We start from the raw sequence: 24,295 nt of genomic DNA, 5'->3' as shown, positions 1-24,295 counted from the left end.
CGTCTCCCGTTCCCACACCGTCACCGTCGCGCCGGCCCCTGCAGTCGCCGTGCGGTGCGTGTGGAGACGGGATGGAGACGGCCGACGCGGGGTTGGGGCTGTTCGGCCCCTCCCGGAGCGTGCGTGTGGCGCATAAGTGTGAGACATGACCACCACCGTGCTCGTCGTCGAGGACGAGAAGGAGATCCGCGAGCTGCTGCGCCGCTACCTGGAGCGCGCGGGATACGGCGTGCTGACGACCGGCTCGGGCGCCGAGGCCGTACGGCTGCTCGGCGAGCGTGGGATCGACCTGACGCTCCTGGATCTCGGGCTGCCGGACGTGGACGGGGACGAGGTGCTGCGTGAGGCCCGCGAGCACGGACGGGTGCCGGTGGTGGTCCTGACCGCGCGCAGCACCGTCGAGGACCGCATCCACGGGCTGCGGCTGGGCGCCGACGACTACGTGACCAAGCCGTTCAGTCCCACCGAGGTGGTGCTGCGGGTGGGTGCGGTGCTGCAGCGCGCCCGGGGTACGGCGACGGGAGCGGCGCCCGTCGCGTCGTACGGCGAGGGGCGGCTGCGGATCGACGAGGCCCGGCACGAGGTGGCCCTCGGCGGAGTGCCGCTGGAGCTGACGCCCACCGAGTGGGGGCTGCTGACCACGCTCGCGTCGGTGCCGGGCCGGGTGTACTCGCGCTACGAGCTGGTCAACCGGGTACGCGGATACGAGTTCGCCGGATACGAGCGGACGATCGACTCGCATGTGAAGAACCTGCGCCACAAGCTCGGGAGCGCCGGCCCCGAGCTCGTGGAGACGGTGCTGGGCGTGGGCTACCGGCTGGGGTGGGCCCATGACGCGTGAGCCACGTTCGCCGCGCTCCGGCGTTCGACCATCCGGTGGGCTCGGCCCGCTTGGCCGACGGCTGTTCGCCGCGTTCGCCATGGTGGCATTGGCGTCCGTGGCCCTGCTGACGGTCGCCGCGCTCGTCGGAACCGACCGCGGGCTCAGCAGTGCCCACCAGGCGGACCGTCAGCGCACCGCCTCCCGGGTGGCCGCAGCCGCAGCCGCCGCCTACCGGACTGCGGGCGGTTGGGCATCGGCCGATCTGTCGGCCGCGCGCTCCGTCGCAACCGGCGCCGGCGCGGTGCTCACGGTGCGCGACGCGGACGACGAGGTGATGTCCGGTGGCTCCGGTGCCGGGTCGGAGGACGAGCACGGCATGTCCGGCTCGGGCCCCGGGCATCACGGGCAGGGCACCGGCTCGGGACCCGGCGCGAGCGCGCCCGTGGTGGTCGACGGCAGCACCGTCGGCTCCGTACGCCTCGTCTTCTCGGCCGACTCGGGGTCGGCGGGCCTGTCCGTGGCCTGGGGATGGGTGGTCGCGGCTGCCGTCGGCGCCGTCGCCCTGGCGTTGGCCGTGAGCTGGTTCGTCACCCGGCGTCTGACCGCTCCCGTGGTCCGGGTCGCGGCCACCGCCCGCGCGCTCGCCGGCGGAGACCGCACCGCGAGGGCCCGCGTCGACGCACCCGGAGAACTCGGCGACCTCTCTCGCGCCTTCGACGCCATGGCCGACGACGTCAACCACGTCGAGCAGGCCCGCCACCGGCTGGCCGCGGACGTCGCCCACGAACTGCGTACGCCCCTGGCCTCGTTGCAGGCGGGGCTGGAAGAACTGCGCGACGGCTACGCCGACCCGTCGGCCGAGCGCCTGGCCTCCCTGCACGACCAGGCACTGCGGCTGGGCCGCATCATCGACGACCTCGGGGAACTCGCGGAGGCCGAGTCGGCCCGGCTGTCCCTGCACCTGTCCGAGGTGGATCTGACCGCCCTGGCCGTCGCCGCGGCGGCCGAGCACGAGGCGGAGCTGCGCACGGCAGGGCTGACCGTACGCACCGTCCCGGGCCCCTCTCCCCTGCTGGTCCGCGCGGACGCCGATCGCCTGCACCAGGCCCTCGGCAACCTGCTGAGCAACGCAGCCCGCCACTGCCGTCCCGGCGACACCGTCACCGTCACCACCTCCGCCACGCCCTCCGAGGCGCTCGCGGAGGTGACGGACACCGGTCCGGGCATCCCCGCCGACGAGCTGCCGCACGTCTTCGACCGTCTGTGGCGCGGGGCCCGCGCTCGTTCCACGGGCGGCAGCGGCATCGGTCTGGCCGTGGTCAAGGAGCTGGTCACCGCCCACGGCGGCACGGTCGCCGCGGACTCCGGACCGGGCGGCGGGACGCGGATGACGCTGCGGCTGCCCAGGTCCGCGCCACACGGCTCACGGCTCGTTTCCGGCTCCGGTGTCGAGCCGCGTCTTACCTCCCGGGGCAAATACCCTCAGGGGTATTTGACGCTCCCCTCAGGGCCGCCGCACTCTCGCTGGAGAGATACCCCTGGGGGTAATTGAGGAGGCAATGAAGTGGCTCGTGAAGTGACACAGGAAGCGTTCGCAGCGGCCTGGGCCGACGGCGCGCTCGTCGTCGACGTACGGGAAGCGGACGAGTACGCGGCCGGGCACGTGCCGGGCGCGCGGCCGATGGCACTGCGGACCGTGCCCGTGCGGTGCGGTGAACTGCCCGCCGGCCGGCCGGTGTTCGTGATCTGCGCCAGCGGCAACCGCAGCAGGACCGCCGCCGACCGGATGAACTCCCTTGGCATCGACGCCTACTCCGTGGCCGGCGACACCGGCGCATGGGCCCGCGCCGGACGTCCGGTCGCGGCCGGACCCGCCGAGCACGCCGCCTGACCCCGGCCGACACCCCCACCCGCACACGGGCCAGAAGAGAAGGAGTTCCGCCTTGGCCGCCACACCCTCCCCCTCCCCCAAACGCTCGGCTTCGCTCGCGCCCGGGGGGACCCCCATCGCCCCGATCTCCGGTCGCCATCGCGTCGCCGTCATCGGCGGCGGCAGCGCGGGCATCAGCGTCGCCGCCCGCCTGCGTCGCGCCGGCGTCAGCGACATCACCCTGATCGAACCGTCCGACACCCACTGGTACCAACCGCTGTGGACCCTGGTCGGCGGCGGCCAGGCCCCGTTGCACGCCACCCGCCGCCCCGAAGCGTCCGTGATACCCGACGAGATTCGCTGGATCCGTCGGCACGCCCTGGCCGTCGACCCCGACACCCGCACGGTGACCCTCTCCGGCGACGGCCAACTCACCTACGAACACCTGGTCATGGCACCCGGCCTGCAGCTCGACTGGGGCGGCGTGCCGGGCCTGGCCGAGGCGGTCGGCCACGACCGGGTGAGCAGCAACTACGCGCCCGAGTACGCCCCCCGCACCTGGGACCTGATCAAGAACATGCGCTCGGGCACCGCCGTCTTCACCCACCCGGCGGCGCCCCGCAGAAGATCGCCTACCTCGCCGCCGACCACTGGCGCAAGCAGAAGGTCCTGGACGACATCCGGATCATCCTCGTCATCCCGGACGCGGCGCTGTTCAAGGTGCCCGCCTGGTCACAGGTCCTGGAGAAGGTGGCCACCCGCTACGGGATCGAGGTGCGGCTGCGCTCCGAGATGACCGCCGTCGACGGCGACGCCCGCGAACTCACGGTCACCGACCATGCGAACGGCACGAAGGAGACCCTCGGCTACGACCTCCTGCACGCCGTACCGCCGCAGAGCGCCCCCGACTGGATCAAGACAGGACCGCTCGCCGACCCGGCAAGCCCCCAGGGGTATGAAGGTGATCTTCCTCCCCGTCCTCGCCTCCAGGGCCGTCCCGCCGGGCAGTCACTGCCCCGACACCCGGCCGGCCCACCGACACCAGCGGCAGAGCAAAGCGCCCGCCAGGACGTCCGGACGCGGCTCGAGCGCCGATTCCCGGATGTCCCGTCCGAGACGCCGGCAACAACGGCGGCAGAGGCGTTCGTGCACTTCACCGACGCGCGCGTGCGCCACTACAGGTCCACCACCCACGCCCGCCGCCGGTCGGGCCTCGTCGGACGCCTCCTCCGAGCCGAGGGCTGTGCGACTGGCCTCCGCCCTCACCTCCACCTCAACCCGGGAGGACGAGCAGAAGCCGGCGGACACCGCGACCGCCGCACCGTTCTCCTCCTGGACCCCGCGCTCCGCGAATGGGGCGCCACGACAGACCCGCGGCATCGGACTGGCCGGTCGAACCGGCGGTAGCGCACCACGAAGTAGTCCGAGGCCATCCGATGGACACCGAGGGGCGGTCACGGACCCACCCGCCCCTTGGCCGACCTCGGCAGCACGGCGCGCACCGCCGCTTCCGCAAGAAGGACCGTGGACGCCGTCCCCAGGCACAGGGCCCACTGGGCCGCGGTCAGCGGGACCGTGCCGAAGACGGTGCGCGCCCAGGGCAGGTGGACGGCGGCGATCTGTACGCACAGCACGCCGGCCAGGCACAGCCACAGGGTGCGGTTGCGGAACTGGTGGCGGCCCAGCAGGGGTCCGTCGTCCGCGCGGGCGTTGAGCGCGTTGAACAGCTGGTACAGGACGAAGGTCGTGAACGCCATCGTCAGGGCCACGTCCTCACCCGCCGCCGACGAGCGGGTGAGGGCCAGCAGGCCCACGGTGCCCAGTGCCATGACCGCGCCCGCCCGCCCGATGGCCCAGAGCCTGCGGGCGTCCAGGATGCGTTCCTGCGGATCGCGCGGCGGATGGCTCATCGCGTCGTCGCGGGCCGGGTCGACGGCCAGCGCCATCGCGGGCGGACCGTCCATGATGATGTTGATCCACAGCAGTTGGGCCGCCGTGAGCGGGGCGGGCAGTCCGGCCAGGGAGGCACCGAGCAGCGTCAGGATCGCGCCGACGTTGGTGGCCAGCTGGAAGCGGACGAACTTGACGATGTTGTCGTAGATGGCGCGTCCCTCGCGGACGGCCCGCACGATCGTGGAGAAGTCGTCGTCGGTGAGGACCATGTCGGCGGCTTCCTTGGCGACATCCGTACCGGTGACTCCCATGGCCACGCCGATGTGTGCGGCCCGCAGCGCGGCGGCGTCGTTGACGCCGTCGCCCGTCATGGCGACGATGTGGCCGCGGCTCGACAGCGCCCGTACGATCATGACCTTGTGCTCCGGGGCGACCCGGGCGAACACGCCGATGTCGTCGATGCGCGCGGCGAGTTGGTCCTCCGTCATCCGGTCCAGTTCGGCGCCGGTCACGACATCGCCGCTGATGCCCACCTCGCGGGCGATGGCCGCCGCGGTGTCCGCGTGGTCACCGGTGATCATCTTCACGGCCACTCCCGCCGTGCCGCACAGAGCCATCGCGTCCCGTACCTGTGGGCGGGGCGGATCGGCGATCCCCGCGATCGACACGAGGGTCAGGCCGGGCAGGGTGGCGGCGGTGAACGTGGTCGGCCGGCTGTCCATCAAGGCCGTGGCCGCGCCGAGGACCCTCAGTCCCGCACCACCCAGTCGGGCGGTCACGGCGAGCAGTTCGCTCCTGTGCTCGTCGTCTAGGGTGCGGACGCCGTGTTCGGTGCGGACGTGGGTGCACAGGGTCAGCAGCACGTCCACGGCTCCCTTGACGTGGACGCGAGTACGGCCGTCGGGCTCGGTGTGGAAGGTCGCCATGTACTTCGTGGCAGCGTCGAAAGGCAGTTCCCCGACGCGGGGTTGCCCCGCCCGCAGGCTGTCGGCGTCCACACCGGCCTTCGCCGCCAGCGCCACCAGGGCCGCCTCCGTCGGATCGCCGATGAAGTCCTCGTCGGTCAGGCGCGCGTCATTGCACACGGCGAAGGGCAGCACCGCCTCGCGCAGCTCATCGGGGCCTGCCGGGTGTCCAGTGCCGACCGCGTTGATGGTGCCCGCTGTCCGGTATCCGTCGCCCGTGACGTCGTAGAGCCTCCCTGCGGTCCACAGGGCCCGCGCGGTCATCTCGTTGAGGGTCAGCGTGCCGGTCTTGTCGCTGCACACCACGGTCGCCGAGCCCAGTGACTCCACCGAGGCCAGCCGTTTGACGATGGCACCACGACGTGCCATGCGGTACACACCGAGTGCCAGTGTCAGGGCGAGTACGGCGGGCAGTCCCTCGGGGATCGCGGCGACGGCCAGGGCCACGGCCCGCAGCGCGATGTCGGGCAGGCTCTCCCCGCCGATCAGTGCGGTGAGGGCGTAGGCGACGACCGCGATGCCGCTCAGCAGGGCGAGTCGCCGACCGAGGCTGTCCAGTTGGACCTGGAGCGGGCTGGCCGGTTCCGCCTCGGTGCGCAACGCCTCGGCGATCGTGCCGAGTTGGGTGCGCATGCCGGTGGCCGTGACGATCATCTCGGCACGCCCCCGGGTCAGGGCGGTGTTCATGAACAGCATGCTGGTGCGCTCGGCGAGCGGTACCGCGGCGTCCCCGCCCGCGTCGACCGCCGTCACGCTCTTGGCGACCGGCTGGGACTCCCCTGTGAGGGCCGCTTCCGCCACCTCGACCGACTCCGCGACGGTCAGGCGGCCGTCGGCCGGTACCCGGTCGCCGGCCTCCAGCAGGACCATGTCCCCGGGTACCAGGGTGTGTGCTTCCACCACCTGTTCCTTGCCGTCGCGGCGGACCCTGGCGGTGGGTACGAGCATGCGGCGCAGCGCCTCCAGACTGCGTTCCGCGCGCCGTTCCTGCAGGTAGCCGAGGACGGCGTTGATCTGCAGGACGACGGTGATCACCACGGCGTCCTTGATGTCACCGATGGCTCCCGCCACCACGGCGGCCAGGAGCAGGATGCCGATGAGCCAGTTGCGGAACTGGTCCAGGAACTTCAGCCACTCGGGCCGCCGGGCCGGATCGGCCAGTCGGTTCGGCCCGTGGACGACGGTCCGTTCCTGGATCTCCCCCGTGTCCAGTCCCCGGCCCGGGTCGACCCCCAGCCGCTCGGTGACCTGTTCGGATGTCAGTCGGTAGGCGTCCGGCTCTCCGGGGGGATGCGCTGTCCCGGGAACCGGCCGTACCTCTCCGCTCGTCACCTCTCCGGTCGTCGTCCGCCTGCTCACGGTCGCTCCTCTCCGCCGTGGACCACGGCGACGGGGCGGTGGGCGCCGTCTGCCCCCACCACGGCCGATCGGGCGTCGGCGCTCGCCTCGACGAGTGCGTCACCGGCCGGCAAGAAGGGACCGGCAAGGCCCCATACCGCGTCGCGAAGCCAGGCGCTCGGGCCCGGGGCCCGGACGCCCTGCCCCTTCCTGGGCCCAGGCTCTCCCGGCGCTCCGCACCCGCACAGGGGCCTGCCGGGCCCGGTGGGAGGGCCGTCCGGCCCTCCCGCTGGAGGTCGTACGGCGATCACCCTGGAAGCAAGGGGACGGGAGTACGCGCACGGCAGCCGGCCCCTGACCTCACCTGCCGTGCATGCACAGGAGGTGCGCCATGACCGGACCCGTCGTCGTCGGACTCGACGGCTCTCCCGCGAGCGTGGCTGCCGCGTGGTGGGCCGCCGATGAAGCCGTACGGAGGAACCTTCCCGTTCTCCTGCTCCATTCCTGGACCACCCAGCCGCTGAACGTGCCCATAGCCCAGGCCGCCGCCAGCAAGCAGCAGTACGGACGGGACGTACTGCTGCGGACCGAGGCGGAGCTGCTGCACCGCTACGGCGATCTGGACCTGACCACGGAACTCGTGTCGGACCCCGCTTCCCAGCTTCTCCTCGAACGCGGCGAGCGTGCGTCCATGCTGGTTCTCGGCTCCCGTGGGCACGGCTCCCTGGCGAACTTCCTGCTCGGCTCGATCAGCCTGCATGTGCTCGGCCTCGCCCAGTGCCCAACCGTCACCGTCCGGGCCGCCGACCCGGCCGTCGCGAACGGATGGGGGCACCCTGCGACACAGGACCGGAACGAGATCGTGGTCGGCGTGTCCGAGCCCGGACCGGCCGTCGGCCTCCTGCTCGAATTCGCCTTCGCCAGTGCGGACGCACACGGAACCGCCGTACGCGCGGTACGCGCGCTGCCGCCTGCCGTGCTGCCGCCGCACCGGCACGACGACAGCCGGTCCACGGCGGAGGAACGGCTCGCCGACGAACTGGCGCCGTGGCGCGAGAAGTTCCCCGACGTCCCCGTCACTGCACACGTCGAAACCGGACCGGCCGCACACGTGCTGCTGGCCGCTTCCGCGCACAGCCGGCTCACCGTTGTGGGTCGTCGGCGCCATCCATCGCATCTGACCTGGAAACTCGGGCCCGTCGCACACGCGGCGCTGCACCACCTTCCGTGCCCCGTCGCCGTGGTGCCGCACGGCTGAGGTGCCGACAGTGCTCCGATGAGGATCGACATGAACCGCTCCAGCACAGGCGAGCCGGTGGGACTGCCCCGGCCGTCGCGCCTCGAACCGCTGCTCCTGGCCGTCACGGCCGCTGCTCTGACGGCCGGGGTCGTCTTCCGCCTCTCCGGTGCCCCCGAACTCGCCGACCTGTGCTGGGGTCTTGGCACCGTCGTGGCCGTCGCGCCCGCGGTGGGGTGGGTGCTGGCCGCGTTGCGGCGCGGTCACGCGGGCGTCGACCTGATCGCGGTCCTCGCGCTCGGCGGCACCCTGGCGGTGGGCGAGTACCTGGCCGGAAGCCTCATCGCGCTGATGCTGGCCACCGGCCGCACCCTTGAGGCCGCCGCCCAGAAGCGCGCCTCGCACGACCTGCGCGCGCTCCTGGAGCACGCGCCGCGCACCGCCCGCCGCCGTACCGGCACCGGCGTGCGGGTGGTGCCGCTCGCCGAGGTCGCCGTGGGTGACCTGCTCGTCGTCGGTCCGGGCGAGGTCGTCCCCGTCGACGGACGCGTGGTCGCCGCCGTGGCCGTACTGGACGAATCCGTGCTGACCGGAGAGTCACGGACCGTGGAGCGCGCGGCGGGCCGGCCGGTGCGCAGTGGCGCGGTCAACGCGGGCGGTGCCTTCGAGCTGCGCGCCTCGGCGACCGAGCAGGACAGCGCGTACGCCGAGATCGTTCGGCTGGCCCGGCAGGCAGGGGCGGAGTCCGCTCCGGTCGTCCGGCTGGCCGACCGCTACGCGGCCTGGTTCCTGCCGCTGTCCGTGGCGGTCGCGGGGCTGGCCTGGCTGGTCAGCGGTGACGCCGTGCGGGCGGTGGCGGTTCTGGTGGTCGCCACTCCGTGCCCGCTGCTGCTCGCGGCACCGGTGGCCATCGTCTCCGGTCTGTCACGGGCGTCCCGTATCGGTGTGGTGATCCGGGACGGGAGTGCTCTGGAGAGTCTCGGCCGGGCCCGGACCCTCCTTCTCGACAAGACGGGCACCCTCACCGGCGGGCGACCACGGGTGCTCGACGTGGCCGCGGCGCCGGGCCGGCGACCGGCCGAGGTGCTGCGTCTGGCGGCCTCGCTCGACCAGTACTCCCCGCACGTCCTGGCCCGGGCCGTCGTCGACGCGGCCCGCGAGCGCGGGCTCGAACTGACGGCGCCCGCCGATGTGTCGGAGGAACCCGGCCGGGGCGCCACCGGAACGGTCGCGGGACACCGGATGTCCGTCGGCCGGGCCGACACCGGTACCGAGCGGCCCGCGTGGGCTCGTGCGGCCGACAACCGGGCGCTGCTGGACGGTGCGGCCGTCGCCTGGCTCACGGTCGACGGCGAACTCGCCGGTGCCGTACTCCTGCGCGATCCGCTGCGGCGCGACGGGCCGCGCACCCTGCGCCGGCTGCGCGCGGCGGGTGTCCAACGGCTCGTGATGCTGACCGGCGACCGGCCCGAACCGGCCCGCGAGGTCGCGGCCGTCCTCGGTCTCGACGAGGTACGCGCCGAGCTCACTCCGGCGGACAAGGTCGCCGCGGTGCGTGCCGAGCGTGCTCTCGCGGTCACGGTGATGGTGGGCGACGGGGTGAACGACGCCCCGGCGCTCGCCGCGGCCGACGTCGGCGTGGCCATGGGCGCACACGGGTCCACCGCCTCCTCCGAGGCCGCCGACATCGTCCTGACCACCGACCGGGTGGACCGCCTTGCCGACGCCGTCGCCATCGCCGTACGTGCCCGGCGCATCGCCGTGCAGAGCGCGCTCGGCGGCATGCTGATGTCGCTGGCGGCCATGGTCGCCGCCGCCTTCGGTCTGCTGCCGCCCGCCGCGGGTGCCCTGCTCCAGGAGGGCATCGATGTCGCGGTCATCCTCAACGCGCTGCGCGCCCTGCGCGTCGGCCCGGCAGCGACGCCGCCGCTCCACCCCGCCACGGAGGCGCTCATCCACCGCTTCGCCGCCGAGCACAACGACCTCCAGGACGTCCTCGAAGCCGTACGCTCCGCCGCCGACCGGCTCTCGGACGGTGGCGGTCCGCAGGCCCTGGCCGCGGTCGGTGAGGTGCACCGGCTGCTCACCGAACGGCTGTTGCCGCACGAGTACGCCGAGGAGCACCAGCTCTACCCGGCGCTCGCCCCCGTCCTCGGCGGCCCCGAGGCGACCGCGTCCATGAGCCGCGCCCACGCCGAGATCGAACGGCTGGCCCGGCGCATCGCCACCCACCTCACGCTCGCCGGCACCGACGGCGGCCCGGCACCGGATCAGCTCGACGACCTGCGTGCCTGTCTCTACGGACTGCACACCGTGCTGTGTCTGCACTTCACGCAGGAGGAGGAGAACTACTTCTCCCTCGCGCCGTGAACCGCACGGGGCCGGTCGGTCCCCGCGGTTCCGCAACTCCCGTCGGGTTCCCGGGTTCCGCACCCGTCGACGTTCCGCGGGACGACGACCTGACCGCCGTCCTGCGCGATCTCACCGTCCCAGCGGGGCGAGCCTGCGCGGCACCAGCCGCCGTCTGCCCGAACCGCGCAGGCCGGGCTCCACAGTCCCCGCACCGGCCGCCCGCGCCCAGAGGACGAACGGCCCCGTTCATCTCGCCGAACGGCCCTGCGAGCCACTCGACTTGAGCACTTCCGTCGCCGGGCGTCGGGGCAGGGCGTGGACGTACGGCGCGTATCCGAGGCGGAGGATCATCTGCGGGAACTCTCCCGCGCTCAGTGTCCGGCGCAGGTGCGCCCGCAGTTGCGGGAGTTCGAGGGGCTGGGTGTGGAACGCTGCCATCACCCCGTGGGAGGCCGCGTACAGCAGGATCCGCTCCAGGGCCTGACCGGCCCGCAGCCAGTCCGACGGGCCCTCGCGCTCCGTGCTCAGCACGACGGCCAGGCCCGTCCGCGTCGGCCAGCGCCGAGGCGGCGCGGGGAACATCCGGGCGAGGCCGGCGTAGTCCCGTGCGGCAAACGGTGTGCTGTCCGGATGCGTGACGTCGGCGTCGACGGGCACCCCGTCGGCCCGCTGCTGCACGAGCCGCCAGGTCCAGCGGGCCCGCTCGGCGGCGCACCCCGGATCGGACCGCTGCGCGTCCTCGCCGACTCTGATCAGTTCGGCGAGGTGACGCCGGCCCGCGCGGTCGTCGACGCAGTGCAGGGCGGCACCCTCACCGGCGGCGTGTTCGCGCAGTGTGTCGATCAGCGAGGAGGGCAACGGAGTCGGCAGGAACGGCCCGTGCGCGGTGTGCCGCGTGGGCAGAGCGGCGTACATGCGCTGTTCGGCGTGGGTGGGCCGGTGGTACGCGCCCCATGTCACCCGGGCGAGGAACGCCGGATCCGCCGGGCTGGGGAAGGTGTCGACAACCGGGCTGAAGCCCAGATGCCGCATCGCGAGGCGGACGTTGAACAGGGCGGCGCCGCAACTGACGACCATTTCCCGGCCGTCGGGGTCCATGCGCCGTAGTCGGCGGGTGACGTCCGCGTGCAGTTCCAGGCCTCTGTCCCCGGCCTCGGCGACGAAGGTCCACGGTTGGGTGTTGTACAGCGAGGGCGCGGTGACGGCGGCGCGGACGAGATGGACGGACGCGTGGCCGAGGGATGTGGAGACGACGGGCATGGCGGGTGCCGCCCTTTCTCTGGCTTCCTGCCTCAATAGTTGTCCTCTTCTCCGGTACGGAGCATGGGCCGCAGGTACCCCCACGAAGGCCGGGTGGCCCCGCCCGACTGTCGGCGGGGGCCGCCCGGTCCGGGGTCGTGCCGTCAGTCGTGCGGAACCAGGACGACCGGGCGGTCGACGTGGTGGATCAGCGCGTGGGCGACCGGACCGGTGCGCGAACCGACCGCGGCACGACGCCTGCGGCGGCCCACCACCAGCAGGCCCGCCCCGTTGGCGGCCCGCACGAGGACATGGGCCGGGCGCCCCTCGAAGAGAGCCTCGCGGACGAGGACGGATGGGTACTTCTCGCGCCACGGCTGGAGCAGGGCCGCGAGTTCCCGTTCCGCCTCGCCCCTCAGGCGGGCGTGTTCCTCGTCCCCCGGGATGCCGTGGCCCAGCGGCACATGCCAGGCGTGCACGGCCCGCAGCGGTGCCTCGCGCAGATCGGCGGCGCGGAACGCGAACTCCAGTACGTCGTCACACGATCCGTCGGTGTCGACGGCGACCGCGACGTCACGGTACGGCTCACGGACGGACGGCTTTCCGGAGGAGTCCGGCAGGTGCTCGTCCGCCGCGGCGAAGCCGGCCCGTACGAGGGCGACGGGTTGCTCGACGTGGGCCACCGTGGCCAGCGCGACGGAACCCGAGAAGTATCCGCCGACGCCGCTGGGCCCCTGGCTCCCGATGACCAGGAGCTCGGCGTTCTCCGCCTCGGCGAGCAGGGCGGCACCGGGCTGCATGCGCACCTGTTCGGCGGCGATGTACAGCTGCGGGTACCGCGCGTTCAGTCGTTCCAGCGCGGTGCGCAGCACACGGCGTGCGTGGTATTGCGGTGCCCGCAGTTCGGGCAGGGTCGCCTCGGTCCCCTCGTCCGGCAGTCCCTCCCAGGCGTGCACCAGACGGAGCGGGCGTCCTCGGCGCAGGGCTTCCCTGGCCGCCCAGTCGGCCGCGGCGAAGCTCTCGCGCGAGCCGTCCAGGCCGACCACAACCGGCCTCGTCATGACCGTCACCTCTCTCGTTGCCGTGTGCTCTCGCTGGTCTCGGTGGTGTCCGTGCGGCGCGTACCGCACGGCTCCGGTGTCATGTGTGGGGTACGACGGCCACCGGGCAGCCGACGCGGTGGATCACCTCGTGGGTGACGGGTCCGGTGCGCGGGCCCACCAGCCGCTCGGTCAGCCGGTGCCCGACGACAAGAAGGCTCGCTCCGGACGCGGCCCCGACAAGCGCGTCCGTCGGCCTGCCCTCGACGACCTGCTCCAGGACCTCCACGTCGGGATACTTGTCGCGCCACGGCTGAAGCAGAGCGGACAGGAAGCCCAGCCACTCGTCGGCCCGTTGGTGGTCGCCGACGAGTCCGACCTCGCCGGGGCCGAGGCCGAGCGCGGAGAGCGCGTGCCAGGCGTGGACGGCCCTCAGCCGGGCGTGGCGCAGTTGTGCCGCCCGGAAGGCGAACTCGATGACGTCGTCGCACGAGTCACCGACATCGACGCCGAGCACCACGTCCCGGTGGGCGGTACGCGTGGACGCGGTCCCGTCGTGCGCGGGAAGGTCCTCGTCCGTCGATTTCTCGTCGGCCCGTACGAGGACGACGGGACGCATGGCCCTGGCGACCACACCGAGGGCGACCGATCCGACGAGGAGGCCGGTGAGGGCGCTGAGTCCGCGTGATCCCAGCACCAGCAGGTCGGCTCCTTCCCCGGCCGCCAGCATGGCCGCGGTCGCCGGGCCCTCGACCTGCTCGTCGTAGAGGCGGACATCGGGGCACGCGGCGCGGACACGCTTCTCCGCCTGCCGCAGAACGCGGCGCGCCAGATGCCGCTGCGCGGCGTTCACCGACTCGCCTTCCCCCTGGCGGGGGTGCCAGTTCCAGGCGTACACCAGGCGCAGCGGTCGCTCGCGGCGCGCGGCCTCGCGGGCGGCCCACACGGCGGCGGCCAGGCTCTCGGCCGATCCGTCGACTCCTACGACAACAGGCGACAACATGACGCGCACCTCCAGTGTTCGATCCGCTCCGCAGTACCAGCGTCGCGCCGTGGCACCCGCGCGGGGAGAGGCTGCCAGGTCCTCCCCGAGGTCCGTTCGGCCCATGCCCAGGGGCCGAACGCCGCGCCACGGTGAGAAGGGGAGAGAGACTCTCCCGCGCGCTCGGGGCCACCGTGCTCACGACGCGTCGACGGTCCACGCCCCGGGAGGTGACCCGTCATGGAGCGAGTGGTCGTGGCCGGTGTCGACCGGTCCGTGCGCAGCCGCCGCGCAGCCGACTGGGCGGCGCACGAGGCACTGTGGCGCGGTCTGCCGCTGCGGGTGGTCCATGTGACGCCCTTGGAGGGCCAGGACGCCCCGGAGCTGTGGCCGTACCGCCCGGAGGCCGTGGCCCCGCGCGTGGCGGCCGAACTCGCGGCCTGTCACCCGGCGTTGCGCGTCGAGAGCGTACGGCTCGCGGGTGCGGTGGCGCGGGCGCTGCTGTTCCAGAGCCGGGACGCGGAGATGATCGTCCTGGGTGCGCGTGGTGAAGGGGGCTGTGCCGGCCTGTCGCTGGGGTCGACGGCACTGGCCGTCGCCGGGGCCGCGGCCTGCCCGGTCGTCCTGGTGCCGGGCGAACCCACCTGTACGAGCCCGGGGCGCCGCCCCGACAAGGTGACGCTGGCAGTCGACGCCCGCGACCCGGCCGACGGCGCCATCGGCTTCGCTTTCGACACGGCGCGCCTGCGCGGACTTCGGCTGCACGTACTGCACGCCGGGCCGCCTTCCGCCGGAGAGACCGGACCGACACCGTGTTCGTCCTCGGCACCGGCGGCCCACGCCGCCCGCGCGGAGCAGGAGATGTCGCTGCTGGCCGACGCGTTGCGGCCCTGGCGCGACAAGTACCCGCACGTGCGTGTCCTGGAGGACGTCGTCCTCTTCGACCCCGCCCGGGCTCTCGTCCGGACCTCGGGCAACGCCGAGCTGCTGGTGGTGGGGCGGGGGCTCGGCGGCGGACTCGGTCCCGTCGCGTACACCGTCGCGCAGCACACCAGGTGCCCGCTCGCCGTCGTCCCTGCGTGACGCTCAGTCCGGAAGCACCAGTCGGCACGTCTCCCCCGGCTGGACGGACACCGCGCGGTCCGGCAGCCGGACGTCGATCGGGTCCCGGCCGGACGACGGCACCGCGATCTCCAGCCGTTCCCGTTCCAGCCGCAGCCGCACTCCCCAGTGGCCGTGGTAGCGGATGGCGAACCCGTACGAGGACAGTTCCGGCAGCGGCACGGGGTCGAGCCACAGGGCGCCGCTCCGGGTCTCCAGTCCGGTGAGCCCGCGTTGCACGAGGTCGAGGGTGCCTGCCATGGCGCCGAGGTGGATGCCCTCCCCCGTGGTGCCGCCCTGCAGGTCGGCGATGTCGCCGCGCAGGGCCTCCTGGCAGAACGTCCACGCCTCCGCGCGTCGGGCCCGGGCCAGGACCCAGCCGTGGACCAGACCGCTGAGCGTCGAACCGTGGCTGGTCCGGTCCAGGTAGTGGTCGACGGTGCGCCGCCAGATGTCCTCGTCCAGCCGGTACCCCAAGCGGCCGAAGAGCGCCCGGAGTTCGGCCGGCGCGAAGAGGTAACCGAGCATCAGCACGTCGGCCTGCTTGGACGCCTGGTAACGGTTGACGGTGTCGCCCTCCGCCTCCAGGATCCGGTCGAGGCGCCGGATGTCGTCGTACCGCTTCCGGTACCCCTCCCAGTCGAGTTCGGCGAGGTCGCCGTAGCCCTCGAACTGGCTGATCACACCGGCGTGGAAGGGCACGTGGAGGGTGCGGGAGACGTCCTCCCACTGTTCGAGTTCGCCGCCGTCCAGGCCGGTGCGCTCCAGGAGTTCGCGGCGGCGGGGTTCGGGCAGGCCCCGCAGCACCTCCAGTGCGCGGGTCAGCACCCAGGCGGCGGTGACGTTCGTGTACGCGTTGTCGTCGAGGCCGGGTTCGGACGCGCCCGGGTAGGCGTCGTGGTACTCGTCGGGGCCGACCACGCCACGGATGCGGTGCCGTCCGAGGCCTTCGTCGTACACGGCCGAGTCCGCCCAGAAGCGGGCGATCTGCAGCAGCATCTCGGCGCCCTTGGTGTGCAGGAACTCGGTGTCGCCGCTCGCCTCGCAGTACTGCCACACGTTGTAGGCGATCGCCGAACCGACGTGGTGCTGGAGTCGGGAGCGGTCCGGCAGCCAGCGCCCCGAGCGCGGGTTGAGATGCAGTTCCTGTGTCTCCTCCCGGCCGTCGCTGCCGCTCTGCCACGGATACATGGCGCCGCGCAGACCGGCCGCCCGCGCCGCGGCAAGGGCCTCGCCCAAGCGCCGGTGACGGTAGGTGAGCAGGGCACGGGACACCTCGGGGAAGTGCAGGTTGAGGTACGGCAGCACGAACAGCTCGTCCCAGAAGACGTGCCCCCGGTACGCCTCGCCGTGCAGTCCCCGGGCCGGCACGCCCACGTCCAGGTCGGCGGTGTGCGGGGAGAGGGTCTGCAGGACGTGGAAGAGGTGCAGCCGCAGGATGCGCCCCGGCTCCCCGGGGACGTCGAGGTCGGCCCGGCGCCACAGCTGGTCCCAGGCCGTGAGGTGGCCCTCCAGGAGTTCTTCGAAGCCGGGGGCCGCGCCCACCCGGGAGACAGCGGCCGCCAGCGGGTCGCTGATCGCGGGGTCGCGGGAGGTGTGCAGGGCGACGGTCTTGTCGACGGCGACCGTGCGGCCCGGGGTCAGGTGCAGGAGTACCCGCTGGACGGCACGTGTCGCGTCGGGCGGGTCCGAGACCGGCGTGCCGGTGGTCAGTCGGGCCGCCATGCCGATCCGGATGTCCGAAGTGCGGGTCCGGCAGCGCAGCCACACCGTGTCGGGCCCGGCGCTGCCGGTGTGCACGTGGGTCAGGTGGCGGCCGTCCAGCTCCCGGTAGCGCGCCACCCCGGAGTTGGTGACGCCGCCGTCGAGCGCCGCCTCGACCTCCAGCTCGTCGGCGAAGCCCTCGGCGGTGAACTCGGTGCGCAGGGCCGCCAGATGAGGGTCCCCCATGTGCACGAGCCGCTGCTGCCGCACGAACAGCGCCCGCCCTTCCCCCAGCGCGTACCGCGTCCGGCGCTCCAGCAGCCCGGAGGCCAGGTGCAGCACCTGACGGTGGTCGAGCACCGTCACGGTGTCAGGCGTGAGCCACTCGCCGCCGGCCGGGCGGAAGCGCAGCGACAGCCAGTTCGGGAGGTTGACCATGTCCTCGTTCTCGACCCGGCGTCCCGCGACGTCCGAGGTGAGCCGGTTGTAGCAGCCGGCCGCATAGGTGCCCGGGTAGTGCACGTCGTCGGCCACGCATTCGGGCAGCGCGCCGCGGGTCGCGAAGTAGCCGTTGCCGAGCGTGCACAGGGATTCCCTGAGGCGCTCGTCCACAGGTTCGTAGCCGTCGTACTCCCAGCTCCAGCCCGTCGCTGCCGTCTCCGCGTCCTCTGCCGTCACTGCGGTGCCCCTCCCACGAGCAGCTCACCCAGGTCTCGTACGACGATGTCGGCGCCGTGCCGCAGCAGTCTCTCCCCGGTGTCCGCACCGGCGGCCCGGTCCACGCCGACGACGACGGCGAACGCACCGCGACGGCCCGCCTCGACACCGGCCAGCGCGTCCTCCACGACGGCGGCGTGCCCGGCGGGGACGCCGAGCCGTCGCACCGCCTCCAGGAAGAAGTCGGGCTCCGGCTTGCCCGCCAGCCCCAGCCGGGCCGCCTCGGCGCCGTCGACCAGAGCGTCGAAGAGGTCCAGCACCCCGGCCCGGGTGAGGAGTTCACCAGCGTGCCGGGACGCCGACGCCGCGGCCACGGGTACCCCCGCCCGGCGCAGTGCACGCACCAGCCGTACCGTCCCCGGATAGGCGTCCACGCCGTGCTGTCGCAGCCGCTCGGTGAACAGCCGCTCCTTTTCGGCAGCGACGGCACGCAGCGTTTCGGCCGAGGTGTCGAGGCCGCGGGCGGCGAGGAAGGCGGCGGCTCCGTCCAAGCGGGACTTGCCGTCCACGTACCGCAGATAGTCCTCGCGTACGTCGAACGGGCGCCGCGCGCCGGGGTCTTCGGGCGGGTGTGCGCGCAGGAAGGCGTCGAGGCGGTCCGCCACGCGGCGGCGTGCACCCGGGCCGAGTCGGTGATCACCCCGTCGGTGTCGAGGACGACGGCCCGGATGTCCCGCAGTGCGGGGACGAGCTCGGTGCGGGACTGGACGGTCACGAGCGCTCCTTTCCCAGGTGAACGAGTAGCTCTACCTGACCTCACGCCTGCTGCGGCACGACCGCCACCGGGCAGTCCGCGTGGTGCAGCAGCGCATGACTCACCAGGCCGAGCTGGAGGCCGAAGTGGCCCTGCCTGCGCCGCGCCCCGATGATCACGAGGTCGGCGGCGGCCGAGCGGCTCAGAAGCACCTTGCGGGCCAGCCCCTCGACCGTCGCGCGGCGCACCCGGACACCCGGGTGGTCGGCCATCGCGTCGTGGAGCACCGCGTCGAGCAGGGCGGAGGCCTGATCCTCGTGGTGGCGCTCCAGCTCCTCGACCACGGTCTGAGGACTCTCGGAGATCTCGTACGCGGGGCAGCGCCAGGCGCGTACGACATCGAGCGTGCACCCGCGTGCCTCGGCCTCGTGGAAGGCGAACCGTACGGCCTCGCCGCTCGTGGCCGGGTCCCCGGCGCCGAGCAGGATCCGCTCGTGGGTGCCGGCCAGGGCCGCCTTGTCACCCCGGACCACGATCACCGGGCAGTGCGCGCGGGCCGCCACGGCCAGGCCGACCGAGCCCAGCAGCAGCCCCTTCAGCTCACCGCGGCCACGCGACCCCGTGATCAGGGCGGAGGCGTTGTTGCCTTCGCGCAGAAGGGCGTCGGCGGGTTCCTCCGTGACGATCACGGTGGACACCTTCACCTCCGGGTTGCGCCGTGCGGCACGCTCCGCCGCCGAGGCGACGACGTGTTCCGCCAGCACCCTTTCGGACGGCTGTTCAACACCGTGCCAGGGCGGGGCGCCCTCGTAGCGCTCCCAGAGGGAGGCGTGGACCAGCCGCAGCGGAACACCCCTCCGGGCCGCCTCGTCCACCGCCCAGTCGACCGCCGGAAGGCTCGCATCCGATCCGTCGACACCTAGGACCAGAGGAAGCTCCATCTCTCCAAACCGCCTTCCGTCAGAGTGCCCAGTGGTGCGGCACGGGGGTTCACCTTCACCGTCCCACCGGCTGCCGGGCTACACGAGGGGCTGTTCGGTCCCTGTCGGGGACGTTCGGCTCATGCCGTTGTGCGTCCGCCGGGGCCCAGGGCGATCACACAGCCCGCAGTGAGGGAGACACCGCGGCCATGGAAGAGACGGCAGTCGCCCCCACCGGATCGTGGCCATCGGGATCGGAAACGAGTTCCGGCACGGCCACGGCGTGGGCTGGGCCGTGATCGACCGTATCCGGAAGTACGCCCCCTCACCTCCGGCCGGTACCACTCCGGAGACCTGCGACGGCGACCCCGGCCAGCTGCTCGCGCTCTGGGAGAGCGCCGGCCCTGCCCTCCCCGACACCGGGCACGCCGATCCGCCGCACCCCGGCCGGGTCCACCGGCTCGCCCTGGACAGCGCACGGCTCATGCGGACGGGTCGACGGCTCCGGCATGAGGATGGGCACCGTCGGCTTCGGCGGCATACGCCGCGAGGTGTGTCTCGCCTACACGCCCACGGCAGAGGTGACGGGCGCGATCGGCGAGCCCCTGCCCGTGCGGACGGACGCGATGTGAGGGGCCGCTCGGCCCGATGTCGTACCCGCTCAGCCCATATGTCCCCCGGACTCCTCGGCGGACGCTGAAGCTGAGAGCCGTAAGGGGGCGTGATGGCCGACATCCAAGAAGGACCGGTACACGCCCTGTTGGCGGACAGTACGACGGTCCGACGGGCGTCATGAAGGCGCACTGGCCGGGCTCCTGCACAAGAGCCGACAGCACACCGGCCAACCAGGCAGGGCATCCGGGGCGGCTCGTGCCGGGTCGTCCCCACGACCCGTATCTGCGCCGATCGCGGGTCCTGACCGCTCAGGAGGAATCAGTCATGAAGGCCACCAAGGTCGGCGCCGTCATGGTCAGCCGCGTTGTCACGGCGGACTACGGCACACCGTTCAAGGAAGTCGTGCGGAGGCTGGACGCGCACGGCATCAGCGGACTCCCGGTGATCGACGAGGACGACAAGGTCATCGGCGTGATCTCCGAGACCGACCTCATGCTGAAGCAGTCACGGCCGGACCCGCACGCCGGACCGCACACCTGGGCGTGGCTGCGTCGGCTGAGCCCCGGCGTCCGGCGTGCCACGGCCAAGAGCCGTGCGCGCACGGCCGGCGGAGTGATGTCGACGCCCGCCGTCACCGTGTACGCCGACGCCACACTCCCCGAGGCCGCCCGGCTCATGACCCGGCATCGCGTCGAACGGCTGCCCGTGGTGGACGAGGAGGACCGGCTGGTCGGCATCGTCACCCGCCGCGACCTGCTCCAGGTCTTCGTGCGCGCCGACGACGAGATCCGACGGGACGTGGAACAGGGGATCTTCGTGAAAACCCTGTGGCTGGCCCCGCACACCGTCGAGGCCGGCGTGCGGGACGGCGTCGTCACCCTCACCGGCCAGCTGGAACGGCGCAGCAACATCCCCGTCGCGCTCGGCATGACGCGCCGGACGGACGGCGTCGTGGAAGTCGTGGACCACCTGTCGTACCGGTTCGACGACAGGCGTCTCCAGCCGACCGGACAGGCCCCGCACGGCGCGGCCGACGACTGGCTGCGCAGGCTCTGACCAGCCGCACCCCGCGGCCGGAACCCCGAACGAAGGAAGAAGGAAGAAGGAAGGCAGTCATGATCCCGCTTCTACTAATCGGCGCGGCCGTACTCGGCGCCTGCCTGGTGTTCGGCTACAGCTCGTTCGTCGTCGGCTTCGTCCTCATGGTGGCGGGGGTCGTCGGACTCATCGCCTTCATGGCCACGCCGGGTGCGGTCCTGCGCCCCGGTGAGCGCGAGGCCGTCATCGAGGAGCGGCACTACATAGGCAAGCACGACGATCACCGGGACTACCGGCACTGATCGCCGCCCATTGCCGAAGGGATCAACCCCATGAGCACGGAACCCATGTCTCCGATCCAGCCGGCCAGGCTGACGGCGGACCTCGATCCGCGGTTGTCCCGCTGGCTGTGGCTGGTGAAGTGGCTGCTCGCGATCCCCCACTACGTCGTCCTGCTGTTCCTGTGGGTGGCGTTCGTGGGGGTGAGCGTGGCGGCGTTCTTCGCGATCGCCTTCACCGGCCGCTATCCCCGCACCCTCTTCGACTTCAACACCGGTGTCCTGCGCTGGAGTTGGCGAGTGGCGTACTACGCGTACGGGGCTCTGGGCACCGATCGCTACCCACCCTTCACTCTCGCCGACGTTCCCGACTATCCGGCGCACTTCGACGTGTCGTACCCCAAGGAACTGTCCCGCGGCCTTGTGTGGGTGAAGTGGTGGCTGCTGGCCGTCCCCCACTACGTCGTGCTCGGCTTCCTGCTCGGCGGGGTCCGCGTGCCGTGGGCCGAGGGCGGGTTGATCGGCTTGCTCACACTGTTCGCCGGGGTCGCCCTGGCGTTCACCGGGCGCTACCCGCGCGGCATCTTCGACCTGGTGATGGGGCTCAACCGCTGGGTGCTGCGCACGGCCGCCTACGCGGCCCTCCTCACCGACGTGTACCCGCCGTTCCGGCTCGACCAGGGCGGCCACGAACCGGAGAACCCCTTGTGAACACCGACGTGGGTTCATCGCGGTCGCACCGACCGCCTGGCCCGCGTCGCCGTACCGAACCGCTTGTCAGGGAGGCACTGTCATGACCGAACTCACCGCCGGTCGGAACATCGTGGTGGGCGTCGACGGATCCGAGGCGTCCATGGCCGCACTGCGCTGGGCCACCGATCAGGCCCACGCCCTGCACGCCGAGGTGGTCGCCGTGCACGCCTGGGAACCGGCCGGACCCCGCCTCGCCCCCTACGCTCCCGCCTCGGCACGTCCGACGGTCACCGAGGAGCGGGTCGAGGCCTCGCGGCTGCTCGCCGAGACGCTGCGCGAGGTCTTCGGCGCGCGGATCGACAGTGCGGTACGCGCCGTCGTCAAGGAGGGTCCGCCCGTGCGAGTGCTCCTGGGCAGCGCCCACGACGCCGTCCTGCTCGTCCTGGGGCGCACGGCGCACGGACAGGGCGAACGGCCCGCGATCGGCGCGGTCGGCCGTGAGTGCCTGCGGCACGCGACGGTCCCCGTGGTCGCGGTGCCCGTCGGTGAACGGCCCGCGTCGCCGCTCAGGGCGGTGCGGACGGAGCCGCTGCCGAGCAGGGGAGTCGCGTAGGCGGACGTGTGTGTCCGGGCGCGCCGCCGCCGGACCGACGCAGTGGTGCTCGACGTCGATCCGGCGGAGCCTGTGCACGGTGCACCCGGCGGTTCCCTCATGGCCGGGTCCCTTCAACTGTGGACGGAAGGCCGGTGCCCGGCGTGCTCGGGCCGGTGCGGCGTGGGCGTCGGCAGCTTGTGCGCGCGACGGCTCAGCAGGCGGACGGCCAGCGCGTCCAACGTTGCGGTCAGGACGACGGTCACGCCGATGGCCGCGACGAGCAGGACGGTGAACAGCTGCCAGAACTCCGGTGTCAGACTCGTACCCACTGTTCTCGCTCCCCTTCGAGTCGGAGTCGCTCTCCTTGCTTCCAGCCAACTCCGGTGCCGGCCGTTGCGCATGAGCCGACCGGTCCGGGCGGGGGTGCTGAACGGCCCTTGAGCAGGTGGTGCGGAAGTGCCCCGGGGCCGACCGACCCAGGGCGCCGGTCGGCATGGCCCACGACGAGGGCCGGTCGCCTCATGGGCGCACCGCCGATCGCGGACAAGGCTGTCGTCGTACACGGGAAGCCGGAGCGACCGGCAGAACCGCATAGCACCGTCCAGGAGGCGACGACCATGAAGCGGATACAGGTGGTCAGGCGTCCCCGGACACCGCGCGAACCGGAGCCTCCCGACCTCCGGACGCCCTCCGGACGGACTCTTCCCTACTGAAGCGTGGCCCCTGTCTTGCCCTTACCGGACGAGTACGTGTTCGCCCGAGCGCGGTACGACGGCCGTCCAGCCCAGCGTCCGATCGACGCGGTCGCGCAAAGCGGCTGCCGCGTCGGGCTCGCCGTGCACCAGGTAGGTGGTGGTCGGGGCGGGGGCACCGCGCAGCCATTCGATGATCTGAGCGGCGTCGGCGTGGGCCGAGAAGTGCGGTACGTCGGCGACCGTGGCGCGTACGGGGACGTACTCGTCGGGCGTGCTTCCGCTGTTGTCATGACGTCGGTCTCCTCGGGAATCGGGGCCGGTCGGCCCTGTTGGCCTCGCGGCCCCTGTGGTGTGCTGGAGGTGGCGGGAAGGACCCGAAGGAGGCGCGGAGAAGCGGCCGGCGGCCGTGCACCGCGCAATCAGGATCCGCGAGAAGCGGGTGGCGTCCTTCCCGCCCTGTCGTGCCACGGCCCGGCCGAGAGAGCGCGAACCCACGGTGTACCTCCAGCCTGCGAGGACACGAGCGGGACGGCATGGGCCGAAAGACCCTCGATCGGGTCCGGGCGGCCCGTGGTGCCGCACGCCGCCAGGGCACAGGCTGGGATCAGCAGCCCTACGGCTACCGGCTGGACAGCGAGGGCGCCGTCACCGATGGCCGTTGCATACCGCCCACCGCGCAGAACCAGGACACCGACGAGGACGACCTGGCCTGTGCGAGCAGGCCATCCACAACCACGCCCCGCGCGTCTCCCGCGCCACCCACTCTTCCTCGGCCTGATCGCCGAACGCACCTGAACCCGAGAAGGAAGGTACGGACACCATGAGCAGCAGCCCGCGCAGCGTGAGCGACGTGATGACGCACACCGTCGTCGCCGTCGGACGCGACGCCTCGTTCAAGGACATCGTCAAGCTCATGGAGGAGTGGAAAGTCAGTGCCCTTCCCGTTCTGGAGGGTGAGGGTCGGGTGATCGGCGTCGTCTCCGAGGCCGATCTGCTGCCCAAGGAGGAGTTCCGCCACAGCGACCCCGACCGGTTCACCCAGCTGAGCCGCCTCTCCGACCTGGCCAAGGCGGGCGGGCTGACCGCGACGGACCTGATGAACGCCCCGGCCATCACCGTCCACGCCGACGCCACCCTCGCCCAGGCCGCCCGCATCATGGCGCAGCGCAAGGTCAAGCGGCTGCCCGTCGTCAACGCCGAGGGCCTGCTCGAAGGTGTCGTCAGCCGGGCCGATCTCCTGAAGGTCTTCCTGCGGGACGACGACGACATCGCCGAGGAGGTCCGCCGAGAGATCCTCACGTCTCTGTTCCCAGCCCCCGTCGAGCCCATCCGGGTCGAGGTCGCCGAGGGAGTCGTCACGCTCACCGGGCGGATCAGGGACACCTCGCTCGTACCGGTGGCCGCCCGCCTCGTACGCACCGTCGAGGGCGTGGTCGACGTCCAGTGCGACCTCTCCGCCGGCCTGCCACGGAGTGAGCCGCGGTGAGTATCTCGACGAGTACAGCG

21 protein-coding genes and 2 pseudogenes are annotated in these 24,295 nt (G+C 72.6%); 14 read left to right on the top strand and 9 right to left on the bottom strand.

Annotated elements, in window-relative coordinates; translation table 11 throughout:
- The first annotated feature begins 145 nt into the window (after positions 1 to 145).
- From LUX31_RS31630 to LUX31_RS38010, 5 genes and pseudogenes are all read left to right on the top strand, one after another.
- Positions 146 to 841, top strand: a complete 696-nt coding sequence (locus tag LUX31_RS31630; protein WP_235478719.1) for a response regulator transcription factor — start codon at positions 146 to 148, stop codon at positions 839 to 841.
- The gene (locus LUX31_RS31625) at positions 831 to 2,375 is read left to right on the top strand and encodes a sensor histidine kinase (protein ID WP_235478718.1); all 1,545 of its coding nucleotides are present in this window, start codon (positions 831 to 833) and stop codon (positions 2,373 to 2,375) included. The genes LUX31_RS31630 and LUX31_RS31625 overlap by 11 nt, the downstream gene beginning before the upstream one ends.
- 12 nt (positions 2,376 to 2,387) lie before the next feature.
- Positions 2,388 to 2,714: a rhodanese-like domain-containing protein gene (locus LUX31_RS31620; protein ID WP_235478717.1), complete on the top strand. Its 327-nt coding sequence runs from the start codon at positions 2,388 to 2,390 to the stop codon at positions 2,712 to 2,714.
- A gap of 52 nt (positions 2,715 to 2,766) precedes the next feature.
- Positions 2,767 to 3,650: pseudogene (locus LUX31_RS31615) on the top strand (FAD-dependent oxidoreductase); the annotation flags it as partial.
- 54 nt (positions 3,651 to 3,704) lie between these two features.
- The gene (locus tag LUX31_RS38010; protein ID WP_443046084.1) at positions 3,705 to 4,100 is read left to right on the top strand and encodes a three-helix bundle dimerization domain-containing protein; all 396 of its coding nucleotides are present in this window, start codon (positions 3,705 to 3,707) and stop codon (positions 4,098 to 4,100) included.
- 47 nt (positions 4,101 to 4,147) lie between these two features.
- On the opposite strand, the gene LUX31_RS31610 is transcribed toward LUX31_RS38010, so the two are convergent.
- Positions 4,148 to 6,910, bottom strand: coding sequence for a cation-translocating P-type ATPase (locus LUX31_RS31610; RefSeq protein WP_235478716.1), 2,763 nt, complete (start codon positions 6,908 to 6,910; stop codon positions 4,148 to 4,150).
- Positions 6,911 to 7,280: 370 nt separating this feature from the next.
- Here LUX31_RS31610 and LUX31_RS31605 point away from each other — a divergent pair, with 370 nt between their 5' ends.
- Positions 7,281 to 8,147, top strand: coding sequence for a universal stress protein (locus LUX31_RS31605; protein WP_235478715.1), 867 nt, complete (start codon positions 7,281 to 7,283; stop codon positions 8,145 to 8,147).
- A gap of 30 nt (positions 8,148 to 8,177) precedes the next feature.
- Complete coding sequence (locus LUX31_RS31600; RefSeq protein WP_235480128.1) at positions 8,178 to 10,496, top strand: heavy metal translocating P-type ATPase; 2,319 nt, start codon at positions 8,178 to 8,180, stop codon at positions 10,494 to 10,496.
- Positions 10,497 to 10,724: 228 nt separating this feature from the next.
- Here the strand turns inward: LUX31_RS31600 and LUX31_RS31595 are convergent, their stop codons facing one another.
- The 3 genes from LUX31_RS31595 to LUX31_RS31585 form a co-directional block, all read right to left on the bottom strand.
- Positions 10,725 to 11,738, bottom strand: a complete 1,014-nt coding sequence (locus tag LUX31_RS31595) for an Acg family FMN-binding oxidoreductase (protein WP_235478714.1) — start codon at positions 11,736 to 11,738, stop codon at positions 10,725 to 10,727.
- Between the two features lie 143 nt (positions 11,739 to 11,881).
- Positions 11,882 to 12,778, bottom strand: a complete 897-nt coding sequence (locus LUX31_RS31590) for a universal stress protein (RefSeq protein WP_235478713.1) — start codon at positions 12,776 to 12,778, stop codon at positions 11,882 to 11,884.
- Between the two features lie 79 nt (positions 12,779 to 12,857).
- A complete protein-coding gene (locus tag LUX31_RS31585) occupies positions 12,858 to 13,760 on the bottom strand; it encodes a universal stress protein (RefSeq protein WP_235478712.1) in 903 nt (300 codons plus the stop codon).
- Positions 13,761 to 13,979: 219 nt separating this feature from the next.
- Here LUX31_RS31585 and LUX31_RS31580 point away from each other — a divergent pair, with 219 nt between their 5' ends.
- A complete protein-coding gene (locus LUX31_RS31580; RefSeq protein ID WP_235478711.1) occupies positions 13,980 to 14,822 on the top strand; it encodes a universal stress protein in 843 nt (280 codons plus the stop codon).
- A 3-nt stretch (positions 14,823 to 14,825) separates the two neighbouring features.
- Here LUX31_RS31580 and LUX31_RS31575 read toward each other — a convergent pair whose 3' ends face one another.
- The 3 genes and pseudogenes from LUX31_RS31575 to LUX31_RS31565 form a co-directional block, all read right to left on the bottom strand.
- On the bottom strand, positions 14,826 to 17,222 hold the full coding sequence (locus LUX31_RS31575) for a glycoside hydrolase family 65 protein (RefSeq protein WP_235478710.1): 2,397 nt from the start codon (positions 17,220 to 17,222) through the stop codon (positions 14,826 to 14,828).
- A pseudogene (locus LUX31_RS31570) lies at positions 17,219 to 17,976 on the bottom strand (HAD family hydrolase). The gene LUX31_RS31575 and the pseudogene LUX31_RS31570 overlap by 4 nt, the downstream one beginning before the upstream one ends.
- Before the next feature lie 41 nt (positions 17,977 to 18,017).
- Positions 18,018 to 18,896 carry a universal stress protein gene (locus LUX31_RS31565; RefSeq protein WP_235478709.1) on the bottom strand — a complete coding sequence of 293 codons (879 nt, stop codon included), beginning with the start codon at positions 18,894 to 18,896 and terminating at the stop codon, positions 18,018 to 18,020.
- 488 nt (positions 18,897 to 19,384) lie between these two features.
- On the opposite strand from LUX31_RS31565, the gene LUX31_RS31560 reads away from it, so the two are divergent.
- From LUX31_RS31560 to LUX31_RS31540, 5 genes are all read left to right on the top strand, one after another.
- The gene (locus tag LUX31_RS31560) at positions 19,385 to 19,507 is read left to right on the top strand and encodes a HypC/HybG/HupF family hydrogenase formation chaperone (protein WP_235478708.1); all 123 of its coding nucleotides are present in this window, start codon (positions 19,385 to 19,387) and stop codon (positions 19,505 to 19,507) included.
- A 307-nt stretch (positions 19,508 to 19,814) separates the two neighbouring features.
- A complete protein-coding gene (locus LUX31_RS31555) occupies positions 19,815 to 20,546 on the top strand; it encodes a CBS domain-containing protein (protein WP_235478707.1) in 732 nt (243 codons plus the stop codon).
- 59 nt (positions 20,547 to 20,605) lie between these two features.
- The gene (locus LUX31_RS31550; RefSeq protein ID WP_235478706.1) at positions 20,606 to 20,830 is read left to right on the top strand and encodes a hypothetical protein; all 225 of its coding nucleotides are present in this window, start codon (positions 20,606 to 20,608) and stop codon (positions 20,828 to 20,830) included.
- Positions 20,831 to 20,860: 30 nt separating this feature from the next.
- Positions 20,861 to 21,517: a DUF4389 domain-containing protein gene (locus LUX31_RS31545; RefSeq protein WP_235478705.1), complete on the top strand. Its 657-nt coding sequence runs from the start codon at positions 20,861 to 20,863 to the stop codon at positions 21,515 to 21,517.
- An 82-nt stretch (positions 21,518 to 21,599) separates the two neighbouring features.
- A complete protein-coding gene (locus LUX31_RS31540; RefSeq protein ID WP_235478704.1) occupies positions 21,600 to 22,112 on the top strand; it encodes a universal stress protein in 513 nt (170 codons plus the stop codon).
- Between the two features lie 113 nt (positions 22,113 to 22,225).
- On the opposite strand, the gene LUX31_RS31535 is transcribed toward LUX31_RS31540, so the two are convergent.
- On the bottom strand, positions 22,226 to 22,423 hold the full coding sequence (locus tag LUX31_RS31535; RefSeq protein ID WP_235478703.1) for a hypothetical protein: 198 nt from the start codon (positions 22,421 to 22,423) through the stop codon (positions 22,226 to 22,228).
- A gap of 405 nt (positions 22,424 to 22,828) precedes the next feature.
- The gene (locus LUX31_RS31530) at positions 22,829 to 23,284 is read right to left on the bottom strand and encodes an MBL fold metallo-hydrolase RNA specificity domain-containing protein (protein ID WP_235478702.1); all 456 of its coding nucleotides are present in this window, start codon (positions 23,282 to 23,284) and stop codon (positions 22,829 to 22,831) included.
- 325 nt (positions 23,285 to 23,609) lie between these two features.
- Here LUX31_RS31530 and LUX31_RS31525 point away from each other — a divergent pair, with 325 nt between their 5' ends.
- The gene (locus LUX31_RS31525; RefSeq protein ID WP_235478701.1) at positions 23,610 to 24,275 is read left to right on the top strand and encodes a CBS domain-containing protein; all 666 of its coding nucleotides are present in this window, start codon (positions 23,610 to 23,612) and stop codon (positions 24,273 to 24,275) included.
- The last annotated feature ends 20 nt before the right edge of the window (positions 24,276 to 24,295 follow it).

The organism is Streptomyces sp. GQFP (assembly GCF_021545335.1).
Lineage (GTDB): Bacteria > Actinomycetota > Actinomycetes > Streptomycetales > Streptomycetaceae > Streptomyces.
This window is presented reverse-complemented; position numbering and strand designations above follow the sequence as displayed.

What these genes read in the sequence shown, in the direction of transcription:
- LUX31_RS31630 (WP_235478719.1), top strand. Translation starts at nt 146, where the DNA reads ATGACCACCACCGTGCTCGTCGTCGAGGACGAGAAGGAGATCCGCGAG.
- LUX31_RS31625 (WP_235478718.1), top strand. Translation starts at nt 831, where the DNA reads ATGACGCGTGAGCCACGTTCGCCGCGCTCCGGCGTTCGACCATCCGGT.
- LUX31_RS31605 (WP_235478715.1), top strand. Translation starts at nt 7,281, where the DNA reads ATGACCGGACCCGTCGTCGTCGGACTCGACGGCTCTCCCGCGAGCGTG.
- LUX31_RS31600 (WP_235480128.1), top strand. Translation starts at nt 8,178, where the DNA reads ATGAACCGCTCCAGCACAGGCGAGCCGGTGGGACTGCCCCGGCCGTCG.
- LUX31_RS31595 (WP_235478714.1), bottom strand. Translation starts at nt 11,738, where the DNA reads ATGCCCGTCGTCTCCACATCCCTCGGCCACGCGTCCGTCCATCTCGTC.
- LUX31_RS31590 (WP_235478713.1), bottom strand. Translation starts at nt 12,778, where the DNA reads ATGACGAGGCCGGTTGTGGTCGGCCTGGACGGCTCGCGCGAGAGCTTC.
- LUX31_RS31585 (WP_235478712.1), bottom strand. Translation starts at nt 13,760, where the DNA reads ATGTTGTCGCCTGTTGTCGTAGGAGTCGACGGATCGGCCGAGAGCCTG.
- LUX31_RS31580 (WP_235478711.1), top strand. Translation starts at nt 13,980, where the DNA reads ATGGAGCGAGTGGTCGTGGCCGGTGTCGACCGGTCCGTGCGCAGCCGC.
- LUX31_RS31565 (WP_235478709.1), bottom strand. Translation starts at nt 18,896, where the DNA reads ATGGAGCTTCCTCTGGTCCTAGGTGTCGACGGATCGGATGCGAGCCTT.
- LUX31_RS31560 (WP_235478708.1), top strand. Translation starts at nt 19,385, where the DNA reads ATGAGGATGGGCACCGTCGGCTTCGGCGGCATACGCCGCGAGGTGTGT.
- LUX31_RS31555 (WP_235478707.1), top strand. Translation starts at nt 19,815, where the DNA reads ATGAAGGCCACCAAGGTCGGCGCCGTCATGGTCAGCCGCGTTGTCACG.
- LUX31_RS31550 (WP_235478706.1), top strand. Translation starts at nt 20,606, where the DNA reads ATGATCCCGCTTCTACTAATCGGCGCGGCCGTACTCGGCGCCTGCCTG.
- LUX31_RS31545 (WP_235478705.1), top strand. Translation starts at nt 20,861, where the DNA reads ATGAGCACGGAACCCATGTCTCCGATCCAGCCGGCCAGGCTGACGGCG.
- LUX31_RS31540 (WP_235478704.1), top strand. Translation starts at nt 21,600, where the DNA reads ATGACCGAACTCACCGCCGGTCGGAACATCGTGGTGGGCGTCGACGGA.
- LUX31_RS31525 (WP_235478701.1), top strand. Translation starts at nt 23,610, where the DNA reads ATGAGCAGCAGCCCGCGCAGCGTGAGCGACGTGATGACGCACACCGTC.